This window comes from Actinoallomurus iriomotensis (assembly GCF_030269445.1).
In the GTDB taxonomy this organism is placed as follows: domain Bacteria; phylum Actinomycetota; class Actinomycetes; order Streptosporangiales; family Streptosporangiaceae; genus Actinoallomurus; species Actinoallomurus iriomotensis.
Genome location: NZ_BSTJ01000019.1, coordinates 1 through 20195 on the forward strand (window position 1 = coordinate 1; position 20195 = coordinate 20195).

10 protein-coding genes are annotated in these 20195 nt (G+C 70.5%); all 10 read left to right on the top strand.

Annotation, left to right across the window (positions count from 1 at the left end; genetic code table 11):
- Positions 1–150 precede the first annotated feature (150 nt).
- Positions 151–1191, top strand: coding sequence for an ABC transporter permease (locus QSK37_RS47830; RefSeq protein WP_285584013.1), 1041 nt, complete (start codon positions 151–153; stop codon positions 1189–1191).
- Between the two features lie 27 nt (positions 1192–1218).
- Positions 1219–2292, top strand: coding sequence for a rhamnose ABC transporter substrate-binding protein (gene rhaS / locus QSK37_RS47835; RefSeq protein WP_285635755.1), 1074 nt, complete (start codon positions 1219–1221; stop codon positions 2290–2292).
- A 56-nt stretch (positions 2293–2348) separates the two neighbouring features.
- Positions 2349–2669, top strand: coding sequence for an L-rhamnose mutarotase (locus QSK37_RS47840; RefSeq protein ID WP_285635758.1), 321 nt, complete (start codon positions 2349–2351; stop codon positions 2667–2669).
- A gap of 20 nt (positions 2670–2689) precedes the next feature.
- Complete coding sequence (gene rhaI, locus QSK37_RS47845) at positions 2690–3853, top strand: L-rhamnose isomerase (RefSeq protein ID WP_285635761.1); 1164 nt, start codon at positions 2690–2692, stop codon at positions 3851–3853.
- A gap of 2 nt (positions 3854–3855) precedes the next feature.
- A complete protein-coding gene (locus QSK37_RS47850; RefSeq protein ID WP_285635763.1) occupies positions 3856–5895 on the top strand; it encodes a bifunctional aldolase/short-chain dehydrogenase in 2040 nt (679 codons plus the stop codon).
- A 280-nt stretch (positions 5896–6175) separates the two neighbouring features.
- Complete coding sequence (locus QSK37_RS47855; protein WP_285635766.1) at positions 6176–9175, top strand: glycosyl hydrolase; 3000 nt, start codon at positions 6176–6178, stop codon at positions 9173–9175.
- A gap of 106 nt (positions 9176–9281) precedes the next feature.
- Positions 9282–11336, top strand: coding sequence for an alpha-L-rhamnosidase-related protein (locus QSK37_RS47860; RefSeq protein ID WP_285635769.1), 2055 nt, complete (start codon positions 9282–9284; stop codon positions 11334–11336).
- An 86-nt stretch (positions 11337–11422) separates the two neighbouring features.
- Complete coding sequence (locus tag QSK37_RS47865) at positions 11423–13843, top strand: glycoside hydrolase family 127 protein (RefSeq protein ID WP_285635772.1); 2421 nt, start codon at positions 11423–11425, stop codon at positions 13841–13843.
- Positions 13840–16962 carry a family 78 glycoside hydrolase catalytic domain gene (locus tag QSK37_RS47870; protein WP_285635776.1) on the top strand — a complete coding sequence of 1041 codons (3123 nt, stop codon included), beginning with the start codon at positions 13840–13842 and terminating at the stop codon, positions 16960–16962. Before QSK37_RS47865 ends, QSK37_RS47870 begins: the two co-directional genes overlap by 4 nt.
- A gap of 63 nt (positions 16963–17025) precedes the next feature.
- Entirely contained in the window at positions 17026–20190 is a 3165-nt protein-coding gene (locus QSK37_RS47875; RefSeq protein ID WP_285635779.1) for a family 78 glycoside hydrolase catalytic domain, read from the top strand.
- Positions 20191–20195 lie beyond the last annotated feature (5 nt).

The window sequence follows — 20195 nt, forward strand, 5'->3', positions numbered from 1 at the left end:
TGACCACGATCGGCAGTGTCCTGGTGGTGTTGAAGGTCAATTCCTTCTGGCAGGACGCCATCGCCGGCCTGCTGCTCCTCCTGGCCATCAGCGTGGACCGTCTGCTGTCCCTGCGCGTCACCCGCGCTCTTCGGAGGAGGAACGCCCGCCATGGCGCCTGAAGCTCCCGCGAAGGCCCCCGTCGCGCGACCGCGCGCCGAGGCACCCCGCCCGCTGACCCGGTTCGTCCGCTGGGACGTCATCGTGACCGCCCTGCTGATCGTCGTCTTCCTCGGCGGTGCGTTCGGCAGTTCCGACTTCGCCACGAGCGACAACCTCTCCTTCGCCCTCGATGACCTGTCCGAGATCGCGCTGATCGCGCTGCCCATGACCCTGCTGGTCGTGGCGGCCGAGGTGGACCTGTCCGTCGCGTCGGTGCTGGGTATGTCCAGCGCGGTGTTCGGCGCGCTGTGGGACGCCGGCTGGGCGATCGAGACCATCGTCCCGGTCCTCCTGGTGATCGGCGTCGTGGCCGGGCTGGTCAACGGGCTGCTCGTCACGCGGCTGGGGTTGCCGTCGCTGGCCGTCACGATCGGCACGATGACCCTCTACCGCGGGCTCGCCTACGTCGTACTCGGCACGAAGGCGGTCGCGGAGTTCCCGCAGAACTACGCGGACCTGGCCACCAAGACCGTGCCCGGCACTCCGATCCCGTACCCCTTCGCGCTGTTCATCGTGCTCGCGGTCGTCACCGCGATCGTCCTGCACGCCACCGGCCTGGGCCGGTCGCTGTTCGCGATCGGTGCGCAGGAGGAGGCCGCGTTCTTCGCCGGCATCCGCGTGAAGCGCATCAAGCTGCTGCTCTTCGTCGTCTCCGGCGTCGTCTCCGCGTTCGCCGGCGCCGTCTACACGCTCCGCTACGGCAGTGCCCGCGCCGACAACGGCCTGGGCATGGAGCTGGCCGTCATCGCGGCGGTGCTGCTGGGCGGGGTCGACTTCGACGGCGGCAAGGGCACCCTCGGCGGCGTCGTCGCCGGCGTCCTGCTGATCGGCCTGCTCCGCAACCTGCTCATGCTCCATGACGTCGCGACCGAGATCCAGTCGATCGTCACCGGACTCCTCCTCATCGTCTCCGTACTCACGCCGCGGATCGCGGCGAAGGTCCGTGAGACCCGACGACATCACCGCGGATCCCCGTCCGCCTCCTCCTGACCAGCGACCGAAGAAAAGGAACCCTCCATGATCAAGCGTCCCCTGGTGGCCGTGGCGCTCACCGCCGCGCTCGCCGTCGGCGCCGCCGCCTGCGGCGGTACGACCAAGAACTCCTCCGGAAGTGACAACAGCGGCAACGCCGCGACGAGCGGCAAGAAGGCCGACCCGAACGCCCCGCTGAAGAAGGGCCTGAAGCTGGCGTTCCTGCCGAAGCAGGTCAACAACCCGTACGAGACGATCGTCGACAACGCCGGCATCGCGGGGGCGAAGGAGTTCGGCGGCACCGCCAAGGAGGTCGGCCCGTCCGACGCGTCGGCGTCGTCGCAGATCTCCTACCTCAACACGCTGATCCAGCAGCGGCAGGACGCGATCCTCATCGCGGCCAACGACCCGAACGCCGTGTGCGGGCCGTTGAAGCAGGCGATGTCCCGCAAGATCGCGGTGGTGTCGTATGACTCCGACGCCGCCAAGGAGTGCCGGGACGTCTTCATCAACCAGGCGAGCTCCGAGGAGATCGGCCGCAGCGAGATCAAGGTGATGTCGGACCTGATCGGCGCCAAGGGCAAGATCGCGATCCTGTCGGCGACGGCGAACGCGACGAACCAGAACACCTGGATCGAGTTCATGAAGGAGGAGCTGAAGAAGCCGGAGTACTCCGGCATCCAGCTCGTCAAGGTCGCCTACGGCGACGACGATGACCAGAAGTCGTTCCAGCAGACCCAGGGTCTGCTCCAGGCCTACCCGGACCTGAAGGGCATCATCGCCCCGACCACCGTCGGCATCGCCGCCGCGGCCCGCTACATCGACAGCTCCAAGTACAAGGGCAAGGTCGCCGTGTCCGGCCTGGGCACGCCGAACCAGATGCGCAAGTTCGTCAAGGACGGCACCGTCAAGAAGTTCGAGCTGTGGGACCCGGCGAACCTCGGCTACCTCGCCTCGTACGCCGCGGCCGCCATCGCCTCCGGCCAGATCACCGGCGCCGAGGGCGAGACGTTCAAGGCCGGCAAGCTCGGCTCGCGCACGATCGGCAAGGACGGCGAGGTCATCCTCGGCCCGCCGACCGTCTTCGACAGCAGCAACATCGACAACTACCACTTCTAGGACGCTCGGCGCGGGGCCGCCGGACGCGGCCCCGCGCCGTCGCGGGAGGAGCCTCCATGGAGCGCGTGTGTTTCCTGCTGCAGGTCCGTAGGGATCGGCTGCAGGAGTACCGCGAACGGCATAAGGCGGTCTGGTCGGACATGCTGACCGCCCTCCGTGCGGCGGGCTGGCGGAACTACAGCATCTTCGTGCGCGAGGACGGCCTGCTCGTCGGCTACCTGGAGACCGACGACTTCGAGGCCGCGCGCGCGGCCATGGAGGGCACCGAGGTGAACGCCCGCTGGCAGGCCGAGATGGCGCCGTTCTTCGAGGACCTCGAGGGACAGCGCCCCGACGAGGGCCTGCTGCGTCTGGACGAAGTGTTCCATCTCGACTGACGGATCGGGGACCACGAACGATGACAACGGACATAGCCCAGGTCAAGGCGGCACTGCGCGCCCAGCACATCGAGACGCCGTCGTGGGCGTACGGGAACTCGGGCACGCGTTTCAAGGTGTTCGCCCAGGAGGGTGTGCCGCGTACGCCGCAGGAGAAGATCGATGATGCGGCGCAGGTGCATCGGTTCACGGGTGTGGCGCCGACGGTGGCGTTGCACATCCCGTGGGACCGGGTGGAGGACTACGCCGCGCTGGCCGTCTACGCCCGTGACCGTGGTGTACGGGTCGGTGCGATCAACTCGAACGTCTTCCAGGATGACGACTACATGCTGGGCAGTGTCACCAACCCGGATCCGGCCGTACGTAAGAAGGCGCTGGGGCATCTGCTGGATTGCGTCGACATCATGGACGCGACCGGGTCGCGGGACTTGAAGCTGTGGTTCTCCGACGGCACGAACTATCCGGGTCAGGACGACATCCGGGCCCGGCAGGACCGGCTCGCCGAGGCCTTGGCCGCCGTCTATGAGCGGCTCGGAGACGACCAGCGGTTCCTGTTGGAGTACAAGCTGTTCGAGCCGGCGTTCTACAGCACCGATGTGCCGGACTGGGGCACCTCGTATGCGCACTGCTTGAAGCTCGGGCCCAAGGCGCAGGTGGTGGTGGACACCGGGCATCACGCGCCGGGGACGAACATCGAGTTCATCGTGGCGTTCTTGTTGCGGGAGGGGAAGCTCGGCGGGTTCGACTTCAACTCCCGGTTCTATGCCGATGATGACTTGATGGTCGGTGCGGCGGATCCGTTCCAGTTGTTCCGGATCATGCATGAGGTGATCCAGGGCGGCGGGTTCAGCGACGAGATCGCGTTCATGCTCGATCAGTGTCACAACATCGAGCCGAAGATTCCCGGTCAGATCCGTTCGGTGATGAACGTTCAGGAGGCCACGGCCAAGGCGCTGCTGGTCGATGGGGAGGCGTTGCGTTCCGCGCAGCGGGCCGGGGATGTGCTGGGCGCCAACGCGGTGTTCATGGACGCCTACAACACCGACGTCCGCCCCCTCCTCGCCGAACTACGCGAGGAGATGGGCCTGGACCCGGACCCGATGGCGGCCTACGCCCGGTCCGGCTACTTCGAGAAGATCCGCGACGAACGCAAGGACGGCCAGGCGGCCGGTTGGGGGGCCTGAGAGTGGGAATCGTCGACGACCTGCTGAAACGCTGTCACGAGCTGGGTTCCGACCCGCGCAACACGAACTACGCGGGCGGCAACGCCTCCGCCAAGGGTGTCGCCGCGGACCCGGTGACCGGCGGCGACGTCGAGCTGATGTGGGTGAAGGGTTCCGGCGGTGACCTGGGCACGCTGAAGGAGTCCGGTCTGGCCGTGCTGCGGCTGGACCGGCTGCGCGCCCTGGTGAACGTCTACCCGGGTGTCGAGCGCGAGGACGAGATGGTCGCCGCGTTCGACCACTGCGGGTTCGGCAAGGGCGGTGCGGCCCCGTCGATCGACACGGCCATGCACGGCCTCGTCGACGCCGCGCACGTCGACCACCTGCACCCGGACTCGGGCATCGCGATCGCGACCGCGGCCGACGGTGAGGAGCTCACCCGGACGATCTTCGGTGATCGGGTGGTGTGGGTGCCCTGGCGCCGGCCCGGTTTCCAGCTCGGCCTGGACATCGCGGCGATCAAGAAGGACAACCCGCAGGCCATCGGCTGCGTCCTCGGCGGCCACGGCATCACCGCGTGGGGTGAGACCAGCGAGGAGTGCCAGGCCAACTCGCTGGACATCATCCGCACCGCCGAGGCCTACATCGCCGAGCACGGCCGCACCGACCCGTTCGGTGCGGAGATCTACGCGACGCTGCCCGAAGCCGAGCGGCGCGAGCGTGCCGCCGCGCTGTTCCCGCTGATCCGCGGGCTGGCCTCCACCGACCGGCCGCAGGTGGGCCACTTCAGCGACACCCCTGAGGTGCTGGACTTCGTGGCCCGGGCCGAGCACCCGCGGCTGGCCGCACTGGGCACCTCCTGCCCGGACCACTTCCTGCGCACCAAGGTCCGTCCGCTGGTCCTGGACCTGGCACCGGACGCACCCCTGGAGCAGGTGGGCGACCGGCTGCGTGAGCTGCACGCGGCCTACCGGGAGGACTACCGCGCCTACTACGAGCGCTACGCCACCGAGAACTCCCCGGCGATGCGGGGCGCGGACCCGGCGATCGTGCTCGTGCCCGGTGTGGGGATGTTCAGTTTCGGTAAGGACAAGCAGACCGCGCGGGTGGCGGGGGAGTTCTACCTCAACGCCATCAACGTGATGCGCGGCGCCGAGGCCCTGTCCTCCTACGCGCCGATCGCGGAGTCGGAGAAGTTCCGGATCGAGTACTGGGAGCTGGAGGAGGCCAAACTCCGCCGCATGCCCAAGCCGAAGCCCCTGGCCACGCGGGTGGCATTGGTGACCGGCGGCGGTTCGGGCATCGGCGCGGCCACCGCCCGCCGCCTCGCGGCCGAGGGCGCCTGCGTCGTGGTCGCCGACCGTGACGCCGCCGCGGCCGAGAAGATCGCCGCCGAGCTCGGCGCGTCCGCGCTGCGGGCCACAGACGTCACCACCAGCGTCGCGGTCGACGTCACCGACGAAATCCAGATCGCCGCGGCGCTGCGCGAGGCGGTGCTGGCGTTCGGCGGAGTGGACCTGGTGGTCAACAACGCCGGGCTGTCGTTGTCCAAGCCGCTGCTGGAGACCACGGTCGCGGACTGGGACCTGCAGCACGATGTCATGGCGCGGGGCTCGTTCCTGGTCTCCCGTGAGGCGGCCCGGGTCATGATCGAGCAGGGGCTGGGCGGTGACATCGTCTACATCGCCTCGAAGAACTCGTTGTTCGCGGGGCCGAACAACATCGCCTACAGCGCGGCAAAGGCCGACCAGGCCCACCAGGTGCGGCTGCTGGCCGCCGAGCTCGGCGAGCACGGCATCCGGGTCAACGGCATCAACCCCGACGGTGTCGTCCGCGGCTCGGGGATCTTCGCCGGCGGCTGGGGCGCCAAGCGTGCCGCGGTCTACGGCGTGCCGGAGGAGAAGCTGGGTGAGTTCTACGCCCAGCGCACCCTCCTCAAGCGCGAGGTGCTGCCCGAACACGTCGCCAACGCCGTCTTCGCCCTCACCGGCGGAGACCTGACCCACACCACCGGCCTGCACATCCCCGTCGACGCCGGAGTGGCGGCCGCCTTCCTCCGCTGATTCACGTGCGCGACAGCGCACCGCAGACCGACGGTGGGCCCGTCTGCCCGTCCGCGGCGGGCCCACCGTCACCCAGCCCACGAAACCGGCCGACCCCTGTCGCCGGACGATCGGCGCGAGAACGCCCGATCGCCGCGCCCACGCCTCACGTCCATCGACGTGCGCCTTCACAACTCCATCACCGAGTCGGGGGACTCACATGTACAGCCGGGTGATCGAACTCGCGGGCCACGCCTCCTGAGTGCCTTCACCCATTCAGCACTGAAGGATGCACCCTCAGATGAAGACCCCTTCGTCGCCGGCCGGCGGGTTCAGCCGCCGCGGCTTCCTCCTGACGGCCGGCACCGCGGCGGCGGGCGCCGCGCTGGCCTGGGGCTCGCCCCTCGGTGAGACCGACGCCCGCGCCGCGGTGTCCACGACGGCCGGCCGGTTCGCCCGGCCCGACGTGTCCGTGGCACCGAAGTTCCGCTGGTGGTGGCCGGACGGCAACGTCGACCCGGCGGAGATCCGCCGGGAGGTCGACCAGATCGCCGACGCCGGGTTCGCCGGCGCGGAGATCGCCGCGGTCCACCACAGCATCTCCGACAAGTCGGTGCTCGACCCGGCCGGTCACGGCTGGGGCACCCCCGCCTGGGTGGACGCCGTCGAGGCCGCGCTCGACCAGGCGCACCGGCGCGGTGTGACGATCGACCTCACCATCGGCCCGTCCTGGCCCGCCGCCGTACCGACGATCACGCCGGACGACACCGCCGCCGTCAAGGAGCTGGCGTACGGCTCGGTGACCGTGGCGGCCGGCGCGACCTACACCGGGCCGGTCCCGGCGCCCGTGGTCGCGGCCCCCTCGGCGGTGAAGGTCCAGCAGCCGATCCTCGTGCAGGCCGCCCGCATCGATTCGGCCAACTCCACGAGGAAGGAGACCGGGCTGGACCTCTCGTCCGTCCAGGACCTGACGTCGAAGGTCCGCGACGGGCAGATCTCCTGGACCGCGCCGTCCGACGGCTCCTGGGTGATCATCGGCCACTGGGAGCGGGGATCGGCCCAGACGCCCGAGTCCGGTCCGCACACGAGCCCGGCGGCGTACGTCGTCGACCACTTCAGCGCCGCCGGCACCAAGGCCGTGACCGGCTTCTGGGAGAGCCACATCCTCACCCCGGACGTGCGCCGCCTGATCGGGAAGGCGGGCGCCACGCTCTTCGAGGACTCGATCGAGATCGAGACCAAGGCGCTGATGTGGACGCCGGACCTGCCCGCCGAGTTCGCCAGGCGCAAGGGCTACTCGGTGCTGCCGTACCTGCCGGCCATCACGCAGAACAACGGGAACCAGGTCTTCGCCTACGAGGCCGCCGCGACCCGGCGGATCCGCTACGACTACTGGGACGTCATCTCCCAGCTGTTCAACGAGAACCACATCACCGCGCTGCGGAAGTGGGCGCACTCGGTCGGCCTGGAGATGCGCTGCCAGCCGTACGGCGCGCCGACGGACGCGATCGCCTCGGCCGCGATCCTCGACGTGCCGGAGGGCGAGTCGATCGGGTTCCACAACCTCGACGACTGGCGGAGCCTGGCGGGCGGGCGGGACATGGCCGGCCGCACGGTCCTCTCCGGTGAGATGGGCGCCTACACGGGCGGCGCGTACAACACGACGTGGAAGAAGTTCCTGCTCACCGCCGGCGGCGCGTACGCGGCCGGGCTGAACCGCAGCGTCATCCACGGCTTCTCCTACGCGAGCGCGCCGGGCGTCAAGTGGCCCGGCTTCGCCGCCTTCACCCCGTACGGAGGGAACATCGGCTACGCCGAATCGTGGGGACCGCGCCAGCCCACCTGGCGGCACATCCAGGACATCTCCGGATACCTGAGCCGTCTCCACCAGGTGCTCCAGTCCGGTACGCCGCGCATCGACGTGGCGATCTTCCGGCAGACCGGATACTCCAAGACCGGCATCGGCGCGTCCTGGTTCACCGCGAGCGGCATCCCGCTCGGCTGGACCCACCAGTTCATCAGCGCGCCGCTGCTCGACCTGCCGAACGCCGAGGTCCGCGGGGGCCGGCTCGCCCCGGACGGCCCGGCGTACAAGGCGGTGTTCGTCGAGGGCGACCACTTCTACAACATGGACTGCACGCTGCAGGTCGGCGTCGCCGAGAAGCTGCTGAAGTTCACCCGGGCGGGGCTGCCGATCGTGCTGCTCGGCGACTGGTCAGCGCCTGTGGTGCCGGGCCTGGGGTCCGACGCCGAGAACACCCGGCTGCGGTCGGTCGTGGCCGACCTGCTCAAGCAGCCGAAGGTCAGGGTCGTCGCGGCCACGGCCGACGTGCCGGCCGCGCTCGCCGCCCTCGGCGTGACCCCGGACGTGACCTACGCGCAGAGCTCCACGCTGCTCAACTTCCACCGCCACGACGACGGCGCCGACTACTACTACCTGTGCAACGGCAAGCACGCCGAGACCGTCAAGCCGCCGGTCGCCGCGATCGACCACCTGGTGTCGTTCGGCCGGACCCGCGCGAACGCGGTGCCGTGCCTGCTCGATCCCTGGACGGGGGAGGTACGGCGGATCGCCCTGTACACCGAGGACGGAGACAAGGTCACCGTGCGCGTCACCCTCCAGCCGGGCGAGGTGATGATCGTCGCGCTGGCGAGCCCCGGAAGCCTCGGCGACGCCGCCGGACGGACGCACGCCACGAGCACCGAGGCCGCCGAGGTGCTGTTCGCCGACGGCAGGCTCACGGCCCGCGCGACGGCGGCCGGCACCTACGCGACCACCCTGGCCACCGGCCGCACGGTACGGACGGAGATCCCGGACGTTCCCGCGCCGATCACGCCGGAGAGCTGGCGGCTGGAGGTCGAGGACCTGCGGCCCGGCGCGTCCGCGACCGAGACCGAGACGGTCGTCCACCGGCTGACCCTCGGCACCCTGCAGCCGTGGCCGGACATCCCCGAGCTGGCGGACGTCTCGGGCATCGGCCGGTACACCACGACGGTCGACCTGCCCCGGCCCTGGACCGCCGCGCACGGCGCGTACCTGGAACTCGGCCAGGTCTTCGACACCTGCCGGGTCACGGTCAACGGCAAGCGACTGCCGGCGGTCGACCAGATCAACCCGGTGGTGGACGTCGGCCCGTACCTGCGGGGCGGCGCCAACACCATCACGATCGAGGTCGCGACGACCCTGAACAACCGGCTGCGGGTCGCCGACCCCGCCGTGTACGGCGCCGCGTCCCGCCAGGCGTACGGGCTCATCGGCCCGGTCCGCCTCGTCCCGTACGCGCAGGCCGTCATCGCCTAGTCGTCGCCGGGCGGGTCGCGCGGACCCTTCGTCCTCCCGCCCCGGCCCGGCCCTCTCCCATCCCTTCGATTCATCTCTCCACCACAGGATGCTGCGAGGTATTCGCATGAGCCCCTGGAAGCGCCGTCACCGTCTTCCGCTCGCCGTCGTCGGACTGGCCGCCCTGGTGGCGCCGGCCCTCACCGTCCCGCAGGCCGTCGCCGGCACCCCCGCCAAGGCCGGCGCGGCGCGGCCGTGGGACGCCTACAACCTGTCGCCGAAGACCCGGACCGTACGGCCCGTCGCGATCTACAACAACAACGGCACGGTGACCGACCCGTCCGCCGTGCTGAAGGGCAAGGCGACCCGGATCAGTGGCAAGGGCTCGTACGTCACGCTGGACTTCGGCAAGGAGGTCGGCGGACTCACCACGCTGCACTTCGCCGGCTCCGACGGCGCGCAGCGGGTCGGCCTGGTGTTCAACGAGTCCTCCGACTACGTGCCGGACGTCGTCTCCGACTCCTCCACCGGTGGGCCGCGCAGCAACGACGGCATCCTGTACGCCGACGTGAACGGCAAGACCACCTACACCACGCCGGCCAGGTACCTGCGCGGTGGGTTCCGCTACCTGACGATCCTCCTGGACTCCGCCGGGAGCGTGGACCTCGACGGCGTGTCGGTGTACTTCACCTCCGCGCCGACGATGAAGCACCCCGCCGACTACGCCAACTACTTCTACTCCAGCGACTCGCTGCTGAACCGCATCTGGTACGCGGGCGCGTACACGATGCAGCTCAACACCATCGACCCGAAGACCGGCCGTGTCTGGGAGGCGCCCGCCGAGCTGTGGGACAACACCGGCGACGTCGGCGTGGGGAACACGATCCTCGTCGACGGGGGCAAGCGCGACCGCACCGTCTGGCCGGGCGACCTCGGCATCGAGATCCCCTCGGCGTACGCCGCCTTCAACGACACCGTCTCGGCGCGCAACGCGCTCACCACGATCTACCAGCACCAGAAGGACACCGGGGAGCTGCCGTACTCCGGGCCGATGATGAACAAGTACGGCTCCGACACCTACCACCTGTGGACCCTGTCGGCGAGCTACGACTACTACCGCTACACCGGCGACTCTTCGTGGCTGGCGAGCGTGTGGGGGAACTTCAAGCGCGGCGTCGACTACAGCCTCGCCAAGGTCGACGCGAACGGCCTGCTGTCCATCACCGGCACCGGCGACTCGGTGCGCATCCTCACCAAGGGTGAGAACTTCACCGCCAACGCCCTGCTGTGGCGGGTCCTGACGACCGGATCGGAGCTGGCCACCGCCCAGGGCGACACCGCGCTCGCGGCGTCGTACGCGAGCAAGGCGGCCGCGCTGCGCACCGCCATCAACACCAACTTCTGGGACGACGGCGTCGGCGCGTACAAGTACTACCCGAACCAGACGATCCACCCGCAGGACGGCAACTCCCTCGCGGTCTGGTACGGCCTCGCCGACGCGGACCAGGCCCAGCGGATCAGCGCGCAGCTGACCGGCAACTGGAACGACGTCGGCTCCACCGCCCCCGAGAACAAGGGCAACCCCGGTGTCTTCTCCGGCTCCATCGAGGTCAACGCGCACTTCGCGGCCGGCGGCCAGGCCGCCGACCAGGCCGGAATCGACCTGATCCGCCGCGAGTGGGGCTACATGCTGACCAACCCGCACGGCACCCAGAGCACCTTCTGGGAGTCCTACCGGGCGGGCGAGACGTGCCTGTTCTGCAGCAGGTACACCAGCCTCGCCCACGGCTGGGCGACCGGCCCGACCCCCGCGCTCAGCTTCTACGTGCTCGGCGTCGCCCCCGACACGCCCGGCGGGCGCACGTTCCACTTCATCCCGCACCCGGCCGACCTGACCTTCACCAAGGGCCGGGTCACCACCGAGTACGGCCCCGTCGACGCCTCCTGGCGGATCCAGAACGGCGCCTACCGCGCCGACCTCACCGCGCCGAAGGGCACGACCGGCCGGGCCGGCGTCCCGACTCTCGGCAAGAAGGTGCAGGTTTTCGTCAACGGGCACCTCGCGTGGAACGGCACCAAGGGCACGGCGTACGGCGCGCACAGCGACGGCGAGTACGTCTACCTCGAAGGCCTGACCGCCCACCACTACACGATCAAGACCAAGCCCCTGGGGGCCAAGTGACCACGCCGTTCTCTCGGCGGGGATTCCTCGGTGTGGCGGGCGGTGCGGTCGCGGCCGTCGGCCTGGCCACACCGGGGAGGGCGGCCATGGCCGCCACCGCCGGCGCTGTCGCGTCGGCGGCGCCGTCCGTCGCGCCGTTCCCGCTCGGCGGCGTGGCGCTGCTGGGCGGCCGGTTCCACGACAACATGGTCCGCACCTGCGCGTACCTGAGGTTCGTCGACCCGGACCGGCTGCTGCACACCTTCCGGCTGAACGCCGGCCTGCCGTCCACGGCCGAGGCGTGCGGCGGCTGGGAGGCCCCGGACGTGCAGCTGCGCGGTCACTCCACCGGGCACCTGCTGTCCGCGCTCGCCCAGGCGCACGCGAACACCGGTGACGACGCGTACGCCGCCAAGGGCCGCTACCTCGTCGCCGAGCTGGCCGAGTGCCAGGCGGCGGCGTCGGGCGCAGGCTACAACGCCGGGTATCTGTCCGCCTTCGAGGAAAAGGTTTTCGAGCAGCTGGAGGCGGGCGGGAGTCCCTGGGCCCCGTACTACACCCTGCACAAGATCATGGCGGGGCTGCTCGACCAGTACCGGCTGAGCGGCAACGCGCAGGCCCTCGACGTGCTCAAGGGCATGGCCGCCTGGGCCGACGCCCGCACGTCCGAGCTCACGCACGACCAGATGCAGTCCGTGCTGCGCGTGGAGTTCGGCGGCATGAACGAGGTGCTGGCCGACCTGTACCTGCTCACGCGCGACCCGGCGCACCTGCGCGTCGCACGGCGGTTCGACCACGAGGCGGTGTTCGGCCCGCTCGCCGCCGGGCAGGACCGGCTGGCCGGCCTGCACGCCAACACCCAGATCCCGAAGATCGTCGGCGCGGTGCGCGAGTACGAGGCCACCGGTGACTCCCGCTACCTCGACATCGCGCGGTTCTTCTGGGAAACGGTCGTCCACCACCACAGCTACGTCATCGGCGGCAACAGCAACGCGGAGCTGTTCTGCCCGCCGGACCAGATCGTCTCCCAGCTCGGCGAGAACACCTGCGAGAACTGCAACAGCTACAACATGCTGAAGCTCACGCGGCTGCTGTTCTTCCACGACCCGCGCCCGGCGTACATGGACTACTACGAGTGGACCCTGTACAACCAGATGCTCGGCGAGCAGGACCCCGACTCCGCGCACGGGTTCTGCACGTACTACACCGGCCTGTGGGCCGGCACGCAGCGGCAGGTGAAGGGCGGGCTCGGCGCCGACCCGGGCAGCTACAGCAGCGACTACACCAACTTCTCCTGCGACCACGGCACGGGGATGGAGACGCACACCAAGTTCGCCGACTCCATCTACTTCCACACCGGCGACACCCTCTACGTCAACCTGTTCATCCCGTCCGAGCTGAACTGGTCCGAGCGCGGTGTCCGCGTCCGGCAGGAGACGGACTACCCGCGGGAGGACACCACCCGGCTCACCGTCGGCGGCGAGGGGCGGTTCGCCATGAAGATCCGCATCCCCGGCTGGACTCGCCACGCGCGGGTCCGGGTCAACGGCCGGGACGCCGGCGCGGCCCGGCCCGGCACCTACCTCACCGTCGAGCGGCGCTGGCGCGACGGCGACACCGTCGAGGTGACCCTGCCCATGGCGCTGGACTGGCGCAAGGCACCCGACAACCCGCAGGTCCAGGCGGTCAGCTACGGCCCGGTCGTGCTCGCCGGCGGGTACGGCTCCACCGCGCCGGCCACGATCCCGGCGATCGACCCGAAGTCGGTGAAGGGCGGTCCCGGCCTGACCTTCACCGCGACGGCGGACGGCGCCGGTGTCACCCTCGTCCCGTTCTCAGAGATCCAGCACCAGCGCTACACCGTGTACTGGGCGGTGCCGCCCGCCCCGGCACGGCCGCGCCTGACCGCCTCGTACCCCTTCGCGGAGGGCGGCGGCACGACGTCCAGGGACGCCACGAAGACCTGGCCGGACGCCACGCTCGCCGGCGGCGCGACCTGGACGAGCGACGGCGCGGTCGCCCTCGACGGTAAGAGCGGCCACGTCGCCCTGCCGCCCGGTCTGATCAGCGGGATGTCCGCCCTCACCGTCGCCGCCTGGGTGAACCCGGAGGAGCTCGCCAACTCCGCCCGCGTGTTCGACCTGGGCTTCCACAAGAACACCTACATGTTCCTCACCGTTCGTACCGGTCTGGGCAAGGCCCGCTTCGCCATGAAGATCGCCGGAATGGCCGCCGAGGACTACGTCGACGCCGCCGGCCCGATCCCGGCCGGCGCCTGGACCCACGTGGCCGTCACCATCGCCGGCGGCTCCGCGGTGCTCTACTTCGACGGCGCGGAGACCGGCCGCAACGACGCGCTCGTGATGAGCCCGCTGCTGCTCGGCGCCACCCAGCTGAACTACCTCGGCCGCTCGCAGAACAGCAGTCATCCCTACCTGCACGGGCAGGTCGACGACTTCCGCGTCTACGACCACGCCCTCAGCGCCGCCGAAGTCGCGGCGCTGCACGCCGAAGGAAGGACCTCGTGACCGGCACACCCCTGCGGCGGCTCGCCGCCGTGACCGCGATCGTCGCCACGGTCGGCGCGGCGACGGCGGTGCCCGCCGTCGCCGCCGGCCGCCCGGCCGTCACCGGCCTGCGCGCCGGAGACCTCACCGAGCAGCTCGGCATCGAGGACACCACCCCGCCGCTGACCTGGCGACTGGGCGGCACGGGCCAGAACGTCACCCAGGCGGCGTACCAGATCCAGGCCGCGACCAGCCCCGACCGATTCGACCGGCCCGACCTGTGGGACACCAAGCGCGTGGCCTCCGGCGGCCAGCGCGTCGACTACGCGGGGAAGGCGCTCGGCAGCCGCACCCGCGTCTACTGGCGGGTCCGCGTGTGGACGACGCCCGGCGGCGTGTCGGACTGGAGCCGGCCGGCCTGGTTCGAGACCGGCCTGACCTCGGCCAAGGACTGGTCCGGCCAGTGGATCACCCATCCGGACTGGCGGTTCAAGGAGAAGCAGCCCACCCCGATCACGGTGAAGCTGCCCGAGACGACCGCCCGGTACGTCCGGCTCGACGTGACCAGGCTCGGCCTGCCGCTGGTGGAGAACCTGCCGGACAAGACCTACCGGCTGCAGCTCGCCGAGCTGGAGGTCCGCGACTCCTCCGGGACGAACCTGGCTGCCGGCATGACGGTCACCAGCAACGACACCGGTAACCAGGTCAACCACAAGTACCTGCCGAAGTATCTGACCGACGGCACCGAGACGACCAACCAGGAGCTCGCGGGCTGGTCCAGCTCGGCGTACACCTCCGCCGACGCCTCCGCCAAGCCGATCACGCTGACCGTCGACCTGAAGTCGGCCAGGACGTTCGACCAGGTGCTGCTCTTCCCGCGCACCGACGTCCCGGCGGCCGGCGACAAGGTCCCGTTCGCGCCCGTCGACTACTCGGTCTCGACGGCCGACGACGCCAACGGGCCGTTCACGACGCGGCAGACCGTCACCGGCCAGGAGCCGCCGCGGTCGCCGGTCCCCGAGGCGATGCCGATCTTCGCGAAGGATTTCTCGCTGCCGTCCGGCATCCGCTCCGCCCGCCTGTACGTCGCCGGTGAGGGCGTCTACGAGGCCGGGCTGAACGGCCAGAAGGTCGGCGACGCCGTGCTCGAACCGGGCAACACCGACGTCACCGACCAGGTGCCGTACGCGACGTACGACGTCACGAAGCTGCTGCGCAAGGGCGACAACGCGATCAGCATGAAGCTCGGCAACGGCACCGCCAACGTCATCTCCACCGTCGACCGGTACCGCAAGTTCGCGCTCACCCAGACCGACCCGGAGCTGATCGCCCAGCTCGAGGTCACCCTCGCGGACGGCAGCGTACGGCGCGTCGTCAGCGGCACCGACTGGCAGACCACGCTCGGCGGGACGACCTTCTCCAACTGGTACGGCGGTGAGGACTTCGACGCCCGCCGCGAGCCGACCGGCTGGGAGCGCCCCGGCGCCAAGCGGCAGGACTGGGACCACCCGATCGCGGTACCGAGCCCGGGGGGCGCGCTGACCGGCCGTATCCAGGACCCGGTCCGCGTCCAGGAGACCCTCCAGGGCGCCAAGGTCGGGTCCGGTGACGGCTACCAGGTCTTCGACCTCGGCCGGAACATCGCCGGCTGGCCCGAGCTGACCATCCAGGCGCCCGCCGGGACGACCGTGCGGATGTACCCGTCCGAGAGCCTCACCAACGGCCGCGCGAACCAGTCGACCAGCAACGTCGGCGCCCCGATCTGGGACGAGTACACGACCAGGACCGACGGCACGGAGACGTGGCACCCGCATTTCTCCTACCACGCGCTCCGCTACGTCGAGCTGCGCGGCGTGCCCGACGGCGCGACCGTCTCCGTCCGCGGCCTGGCGCTGCACGCCGACAACGCCTCGGCGGGGTCGTTCTCCTCGTCCAACGACGTGATCAACGGGATCCACACGCTGATCCGGCGGGCGATCGAGAACAACATGCAGAGCATCCTCACCGACTGCCCGAGCCGGGAGAAGCTCGGCTGGCTGGAGCAGGACCAGCTCGTCTTCGGCTCCCTCGCCGCCAACTACGACATGTCCGCGCAGCTGCGCAAGGTCGTACGGGACATGGCGGAGGGCCAGACCGACACCGGCCTGATCCCGTCCACGGTGCCGGACTACACGGTGCTCGCCGGCGCGTACCGCGACGACCCGAACTGGGGCGGCGCGTTCGTCGTCGTGCCCTGGGACCTGTACGAGACCTACGGCGACGCCGGCACGATGGCCACGTACTACTCCCAGATGCGGAAGTACGCCTCCTACCTGGAGGCCCGCGCGGTGGACGGGCTGACCGACTACAGCCTCGGCGACTGGTACACCCCGGACAGGACGTTCCCGAAGTTCGTCTCCGGTACGTACGGCTACTGGCGGGTCCTGGACACCATGTCCAAGATCGCCGGCGTGCTCGGCAAGACCGATGACGCGGCGGCGTACCGGGCCAAGGCGGACGCCAGTGCCAAGGCCCTGGCCGACAAGTACTACGACCCGGACACCGGCACGTTCGCCGGCGGCGGCCAGGGCGCCGAGGCGCTCGCCCTCGACATGGGCGCCGTCCCGGCCGACCAGCGCGAGCGGCTGCGGAGCCACCTCGTCTCCGGCATCGAGTCGGCCGGGTACCACCTGCAGCTCGGTGAGATCTCGCTGCCCAGTGTGTTCCGCGTGCTGCCCGACGACGTGATCTACAAGGTCGCGACGCAGACGACCAGCCCGAGCCTCGGCTACCAGGTGGTGCACGGCAACACCACGCTCGGCGAGAGCTGGGACGGCGGCAGCGGCCAGTCGCAGGACCACTTCATGCTCGGCTCGATCGACGCGTGGTTCACGAGCCACCTGGCCGGCATCCGGCAGGCGCCCGGCTCGACCGGCTTCCGCAAGCTGCTCATCGCCCCGTCCGTCGTCGGCGACCTGACCCACGCCGAAGGCGTCTACCGGACGCCGTACGGCGAGGCCCGGTCGGAGTGGACGAAGACCGACGACGGCATCCGCCTGAAGGTCACCGTGCCGCCCGGCAGCACCGCCGAGGTGCACGTGCCCGGCTCCGGCGAGGTGCGCCAGGTCGGCTCCGGCACCTGGACCTTCACCTCGAAGTGACCCGAACGGGGCCCCGCTCGTACGGGCGGGGCCCCGTTCCTCCCCGCCTCTGGAGAACTCGTGATGAGACGCATCAGCCGCGGCGCCTCGGCGTTCGCGCTCCTGCTCGCCCTCGGCACGCTCGCCGCGCACCCCGCCGCGGCGAGCGAGTCCGTCGGGGTCACCGGCCTGCGCGCCGCCGACCTCACCGCCCCGCTCGGCATCGACGACACCACCCCGCCGCTGAGCTGGCAGATCACCGCCACCGGCAGTGACGTGACGCAGACCGCGTACGAGATCCAGGCCGCGACCAGCGCGGACGGGCTCAGGCATCCCGACCTGTGGGACAGCGGCCGCGTCGCCTCCGCCGACCAGCGCGTCGACTACAAGGGACGCCGCGTGGGCAGCCGTACGCAGGTGTACTGGCGCGTCCGCGTCTGGACGCACGGCGGGGCCTCCCCGTGGAGCGCGCCCGCCACGTGGTCCACCGGGCTGCTGTCGGCCGGCGACTGGTCGGCCAAGTGGGTCGGCAACCCGGGCTGGGAGACCGCCCAGAACACCCCGCACCCCATGACGATCAAGCTGAGCAAGGCGCAGGACGCCCGCTACGTCCGGCTCGACGTCACACATCTCGAGGGGTCGACCGTCGACCCCTCCTCGGCCGACCTCAAGCTGCGCCTCGAACTCGCCGAGATGGCCGTCGTCGACAGCACCGCGCCCGGCACGGACCTCGCCCGCGGCGCGACCGTCACCGCGTCGGAGTCCGACGACGCGGCGGGGGAGTGGAAGCCGGAGTACCTGACCGACGGGTCGGCCTCCTCCCGCCGCGCCCCGTACGGCTACCGCAGCGCCGAGCACCCGACCCGGGACGTGTCGGCGCACCCCATCACGCTGACGCTCGACCTCGGGCAGGTCCGCCACTTCGACCAGGTCCTGCTCTACCCCCGCGACGACACCACGACGCAGTTCGCCTCGACGGTGAACTGGCCGCGTGACCTCGCCATCGACACCGGCACCAGCGCCGACGCGCTGACGCAGGTCACGAGGCTGACCTACCAGAACCCGCCGACCGCCCTGCACGACCAGCCCGCGGCCCTCCCGCTGTTCGCCCACGACTTCACGGTGAACCGGCGGGTCAGCGCCGCCCGCCTCTACATCACCGGCGTCGGTGTGTACGACGCGACGCTGAACGGCGAGGCGGTGAGCGACGCCGTCCTGGAACCGCCGAACACCGACGTCCGCCACCGGCTCGTCGCCTCCACGTACGACGTGACGAGCCTGCTGCGCCAGGGCGGCAACCGCATCGGCGCCGCCCTCGGCACCGGGACCTTCGACGTCAACAAGACCCCCGACGACACGAAGCGCTACCAGAAGTTCGACGCCCAGAACGGCGCGCCCCGCCTCATGGCCCAGCTGGAGATCCGGTACGCGGACGGCAGCCGCCAGACCGTCGCCACCGACGGGTCCTGGCGCACCACGCTCGGCCCCACCACCTTCAGCAACTGGTACGGCGGCGAGGACTACGACGCCCGCCGCGCCCAGCCCGGCTGGGACACCCCCGGCACCGCCCTCACCGGCTGGGACGCCGCGCAGGTGACCGGCTCACCCGTGCCGGGCGCCCGGATCGAGGGCCGCACCGCTCCGCCGATCGAGCCGGTGCAGACCCTCAAGCCCGTCGCGATCACCGAACCGCGGTCCGGCACGTACGTCTTCGACTTCGGCGTCAACGCCGCCGGCTGGCCGCGGCTGCGCGCCGACGGCCCGGCCGGAACGAAGATCCAGATGTGGCCGGCCGAGAAGCTGAAGTCCGACGGCACCATGACGCAGTCGACGTTCATCGGCCCGGTCCACGACACCCTCACCCTCGACGGGAAGGGCCCGCAGGTCTGGCACCCGCGGTTCATGTACCACGGGTTCCGCTACCTGCAGGTGACCGGCCTGACGTCGAAGCCGGCCACGGACGACGCGAGCTCGATCGTGCTGCGCACCGCCAACGACGCGGTCGGATCCTTCTCCTCCTCCAACGACCTCATCAACAGGATCCACGGCATCATCGACCGGGCGATCCAGAGCAACATGTACTCCGTCCTCACGGACTGCCCGCACCGAGAGAAGCTCGGCTGGCTCGAACAGGACAACCTCGTGTTCGGCTCCGTCGCCGCCGGCTACGACGTCGAGGCCTACTACCGGAAGATCCTCCAGGACGTCGCCGACGCGCAGCTGCCGGACGGCATGGTGCCCGACGTCGCCCCCGAGTACGCCGAGTACTCCGAATGGGACACCGGCTACCGCGACGACGCGAACTGGGGCGGCACGCTCATCCGTGCGCCCTGGCTGATGTACCGCACCTACGGCGAGACCCAGACGATGCGCGCGTACTACCCGAACATGCGCCGCTACCTGGACTACCTCACTTCCAAGTCCAGCGGCGGGCTGCTGCCCACCGGCCTCGGCGACTGGATCGCCCTGGACACCACCACCCCGCGCGAGTACGTCGGCTCCATCGCCTACGCCCAGCTCGCCGGCAACCTCGCCGACATCGCCACCGTGCTCGGCGAGAGGTCCGACGCCAAGCGCTACCGTGCCCTCGCCGACAAGGTCGGCGCGGCGGTCAACGCCAAGTACCTGGACGCCGGCGCCCACACGTACGCCACCGGCAGCCAGGCGGCCGACGCGCTCGCCCTGCAGACCGGCATCGTCCCGCAGGACCAGCACGCTGCGGTGCTCGCCCACCTCATCGCGAGCATCCGCGCGAAGGACGATCACCTCACCGTCGGCGAGATCGGCCTGCCCGCCGTCATCGACGTGCTGTCCGCGGCCGGCCGCGACGACGTCGTCTACGACCTCGCGTCCCAGACGACCGCGCCGAGCTACGGCGCCCAGGTCCTCAGCGGCTCCACCTCGCTCGGCGAGGCGTGGGACGGCATGGCCGGCAACTCCTCGCAGAACCACTTCATGCTCGGCGCGATCGACGCCTGGTTCACCGGGCACCTCGCCGGCATCCAGCAGACCGCCGACTCCGTCGGCTACCGCCACCTCCGGATCGCCCCGGCCGCCGTCGGCGACCTCACCCACGCGGCGGGCGCCTACCGCACCCCGTACGGCCAGGTCCGTACGGACTGGACCAAGAAGGGAGACCACGTCGACCTGACCGTCACCGTGCCGCCGGGCAGCACCGCCGAGGTGCACGTCCCCGGCTCCGGCCAGGTGCACAACGTCGGATCCGGCACCTGGACCTTCCACTCCTGAAGGAG

Bases quoted from the DNA above. Each gene is read 5' to 3' on its own strand.
- QSK37_RS47860 (WP_285635769.1), top strand. From the start codon at position 9,282: ATGAGCCCCTGGAAGCGCCGTCACCGTCTTCCGCTCGCCGTCGTCGGA.
- QSK37_RS47840 (WP_285635758.1), top strand. From the start codon at position 2,349: ATGGAGCGCGTGTGTTTCCTGCTGCAGGTCCGTAGGGATCGGCTGCAG.
- rhaI (WP_285635761.1), top strand. From the start codon at position 2,690: ATGACAACGGACATAGCCCAGGTCAAGGCGGCACTGCGCGCCCAGCAC.
- QSK37_RS47875 (WP_285635779.1), top strand. From the start codon at position 17,026: ATGAGACGCATCAGCCGCGGCGCCTCGGCGTTCGCGCTCCTGCTCGCC.
- QSK37_RS47830 (WP_285584013.1), top strand. From the start codon at position 151: ATGGCGCCTGAAGCTCCCGCGAAGGCCCCCGTCGCGCGACCGCGCGCC.
- rhaS (WP_285635755.1), top strand. From the start codon at position 1,219: ATGATCAAGCGTCCCCTGGTGGCCGTGGCGCTCACCGCCGCGCTCGCC.
- QSK37_RS47865 (WP_285635772.1), top strand. From the start codon at position 11,423: ATGGCCGCCACCGCCGGCGCTGTCGCGTCGGCGGCGCCGTCCGTCGCG.
- QSK37_RS47855 (WP_285635766.1), top strand. From the start codon at position 6,176: ATGAAGACCCCTTCGTCGCCGGCCGGCGGGTTCAGCCGCCGCGGCTTC.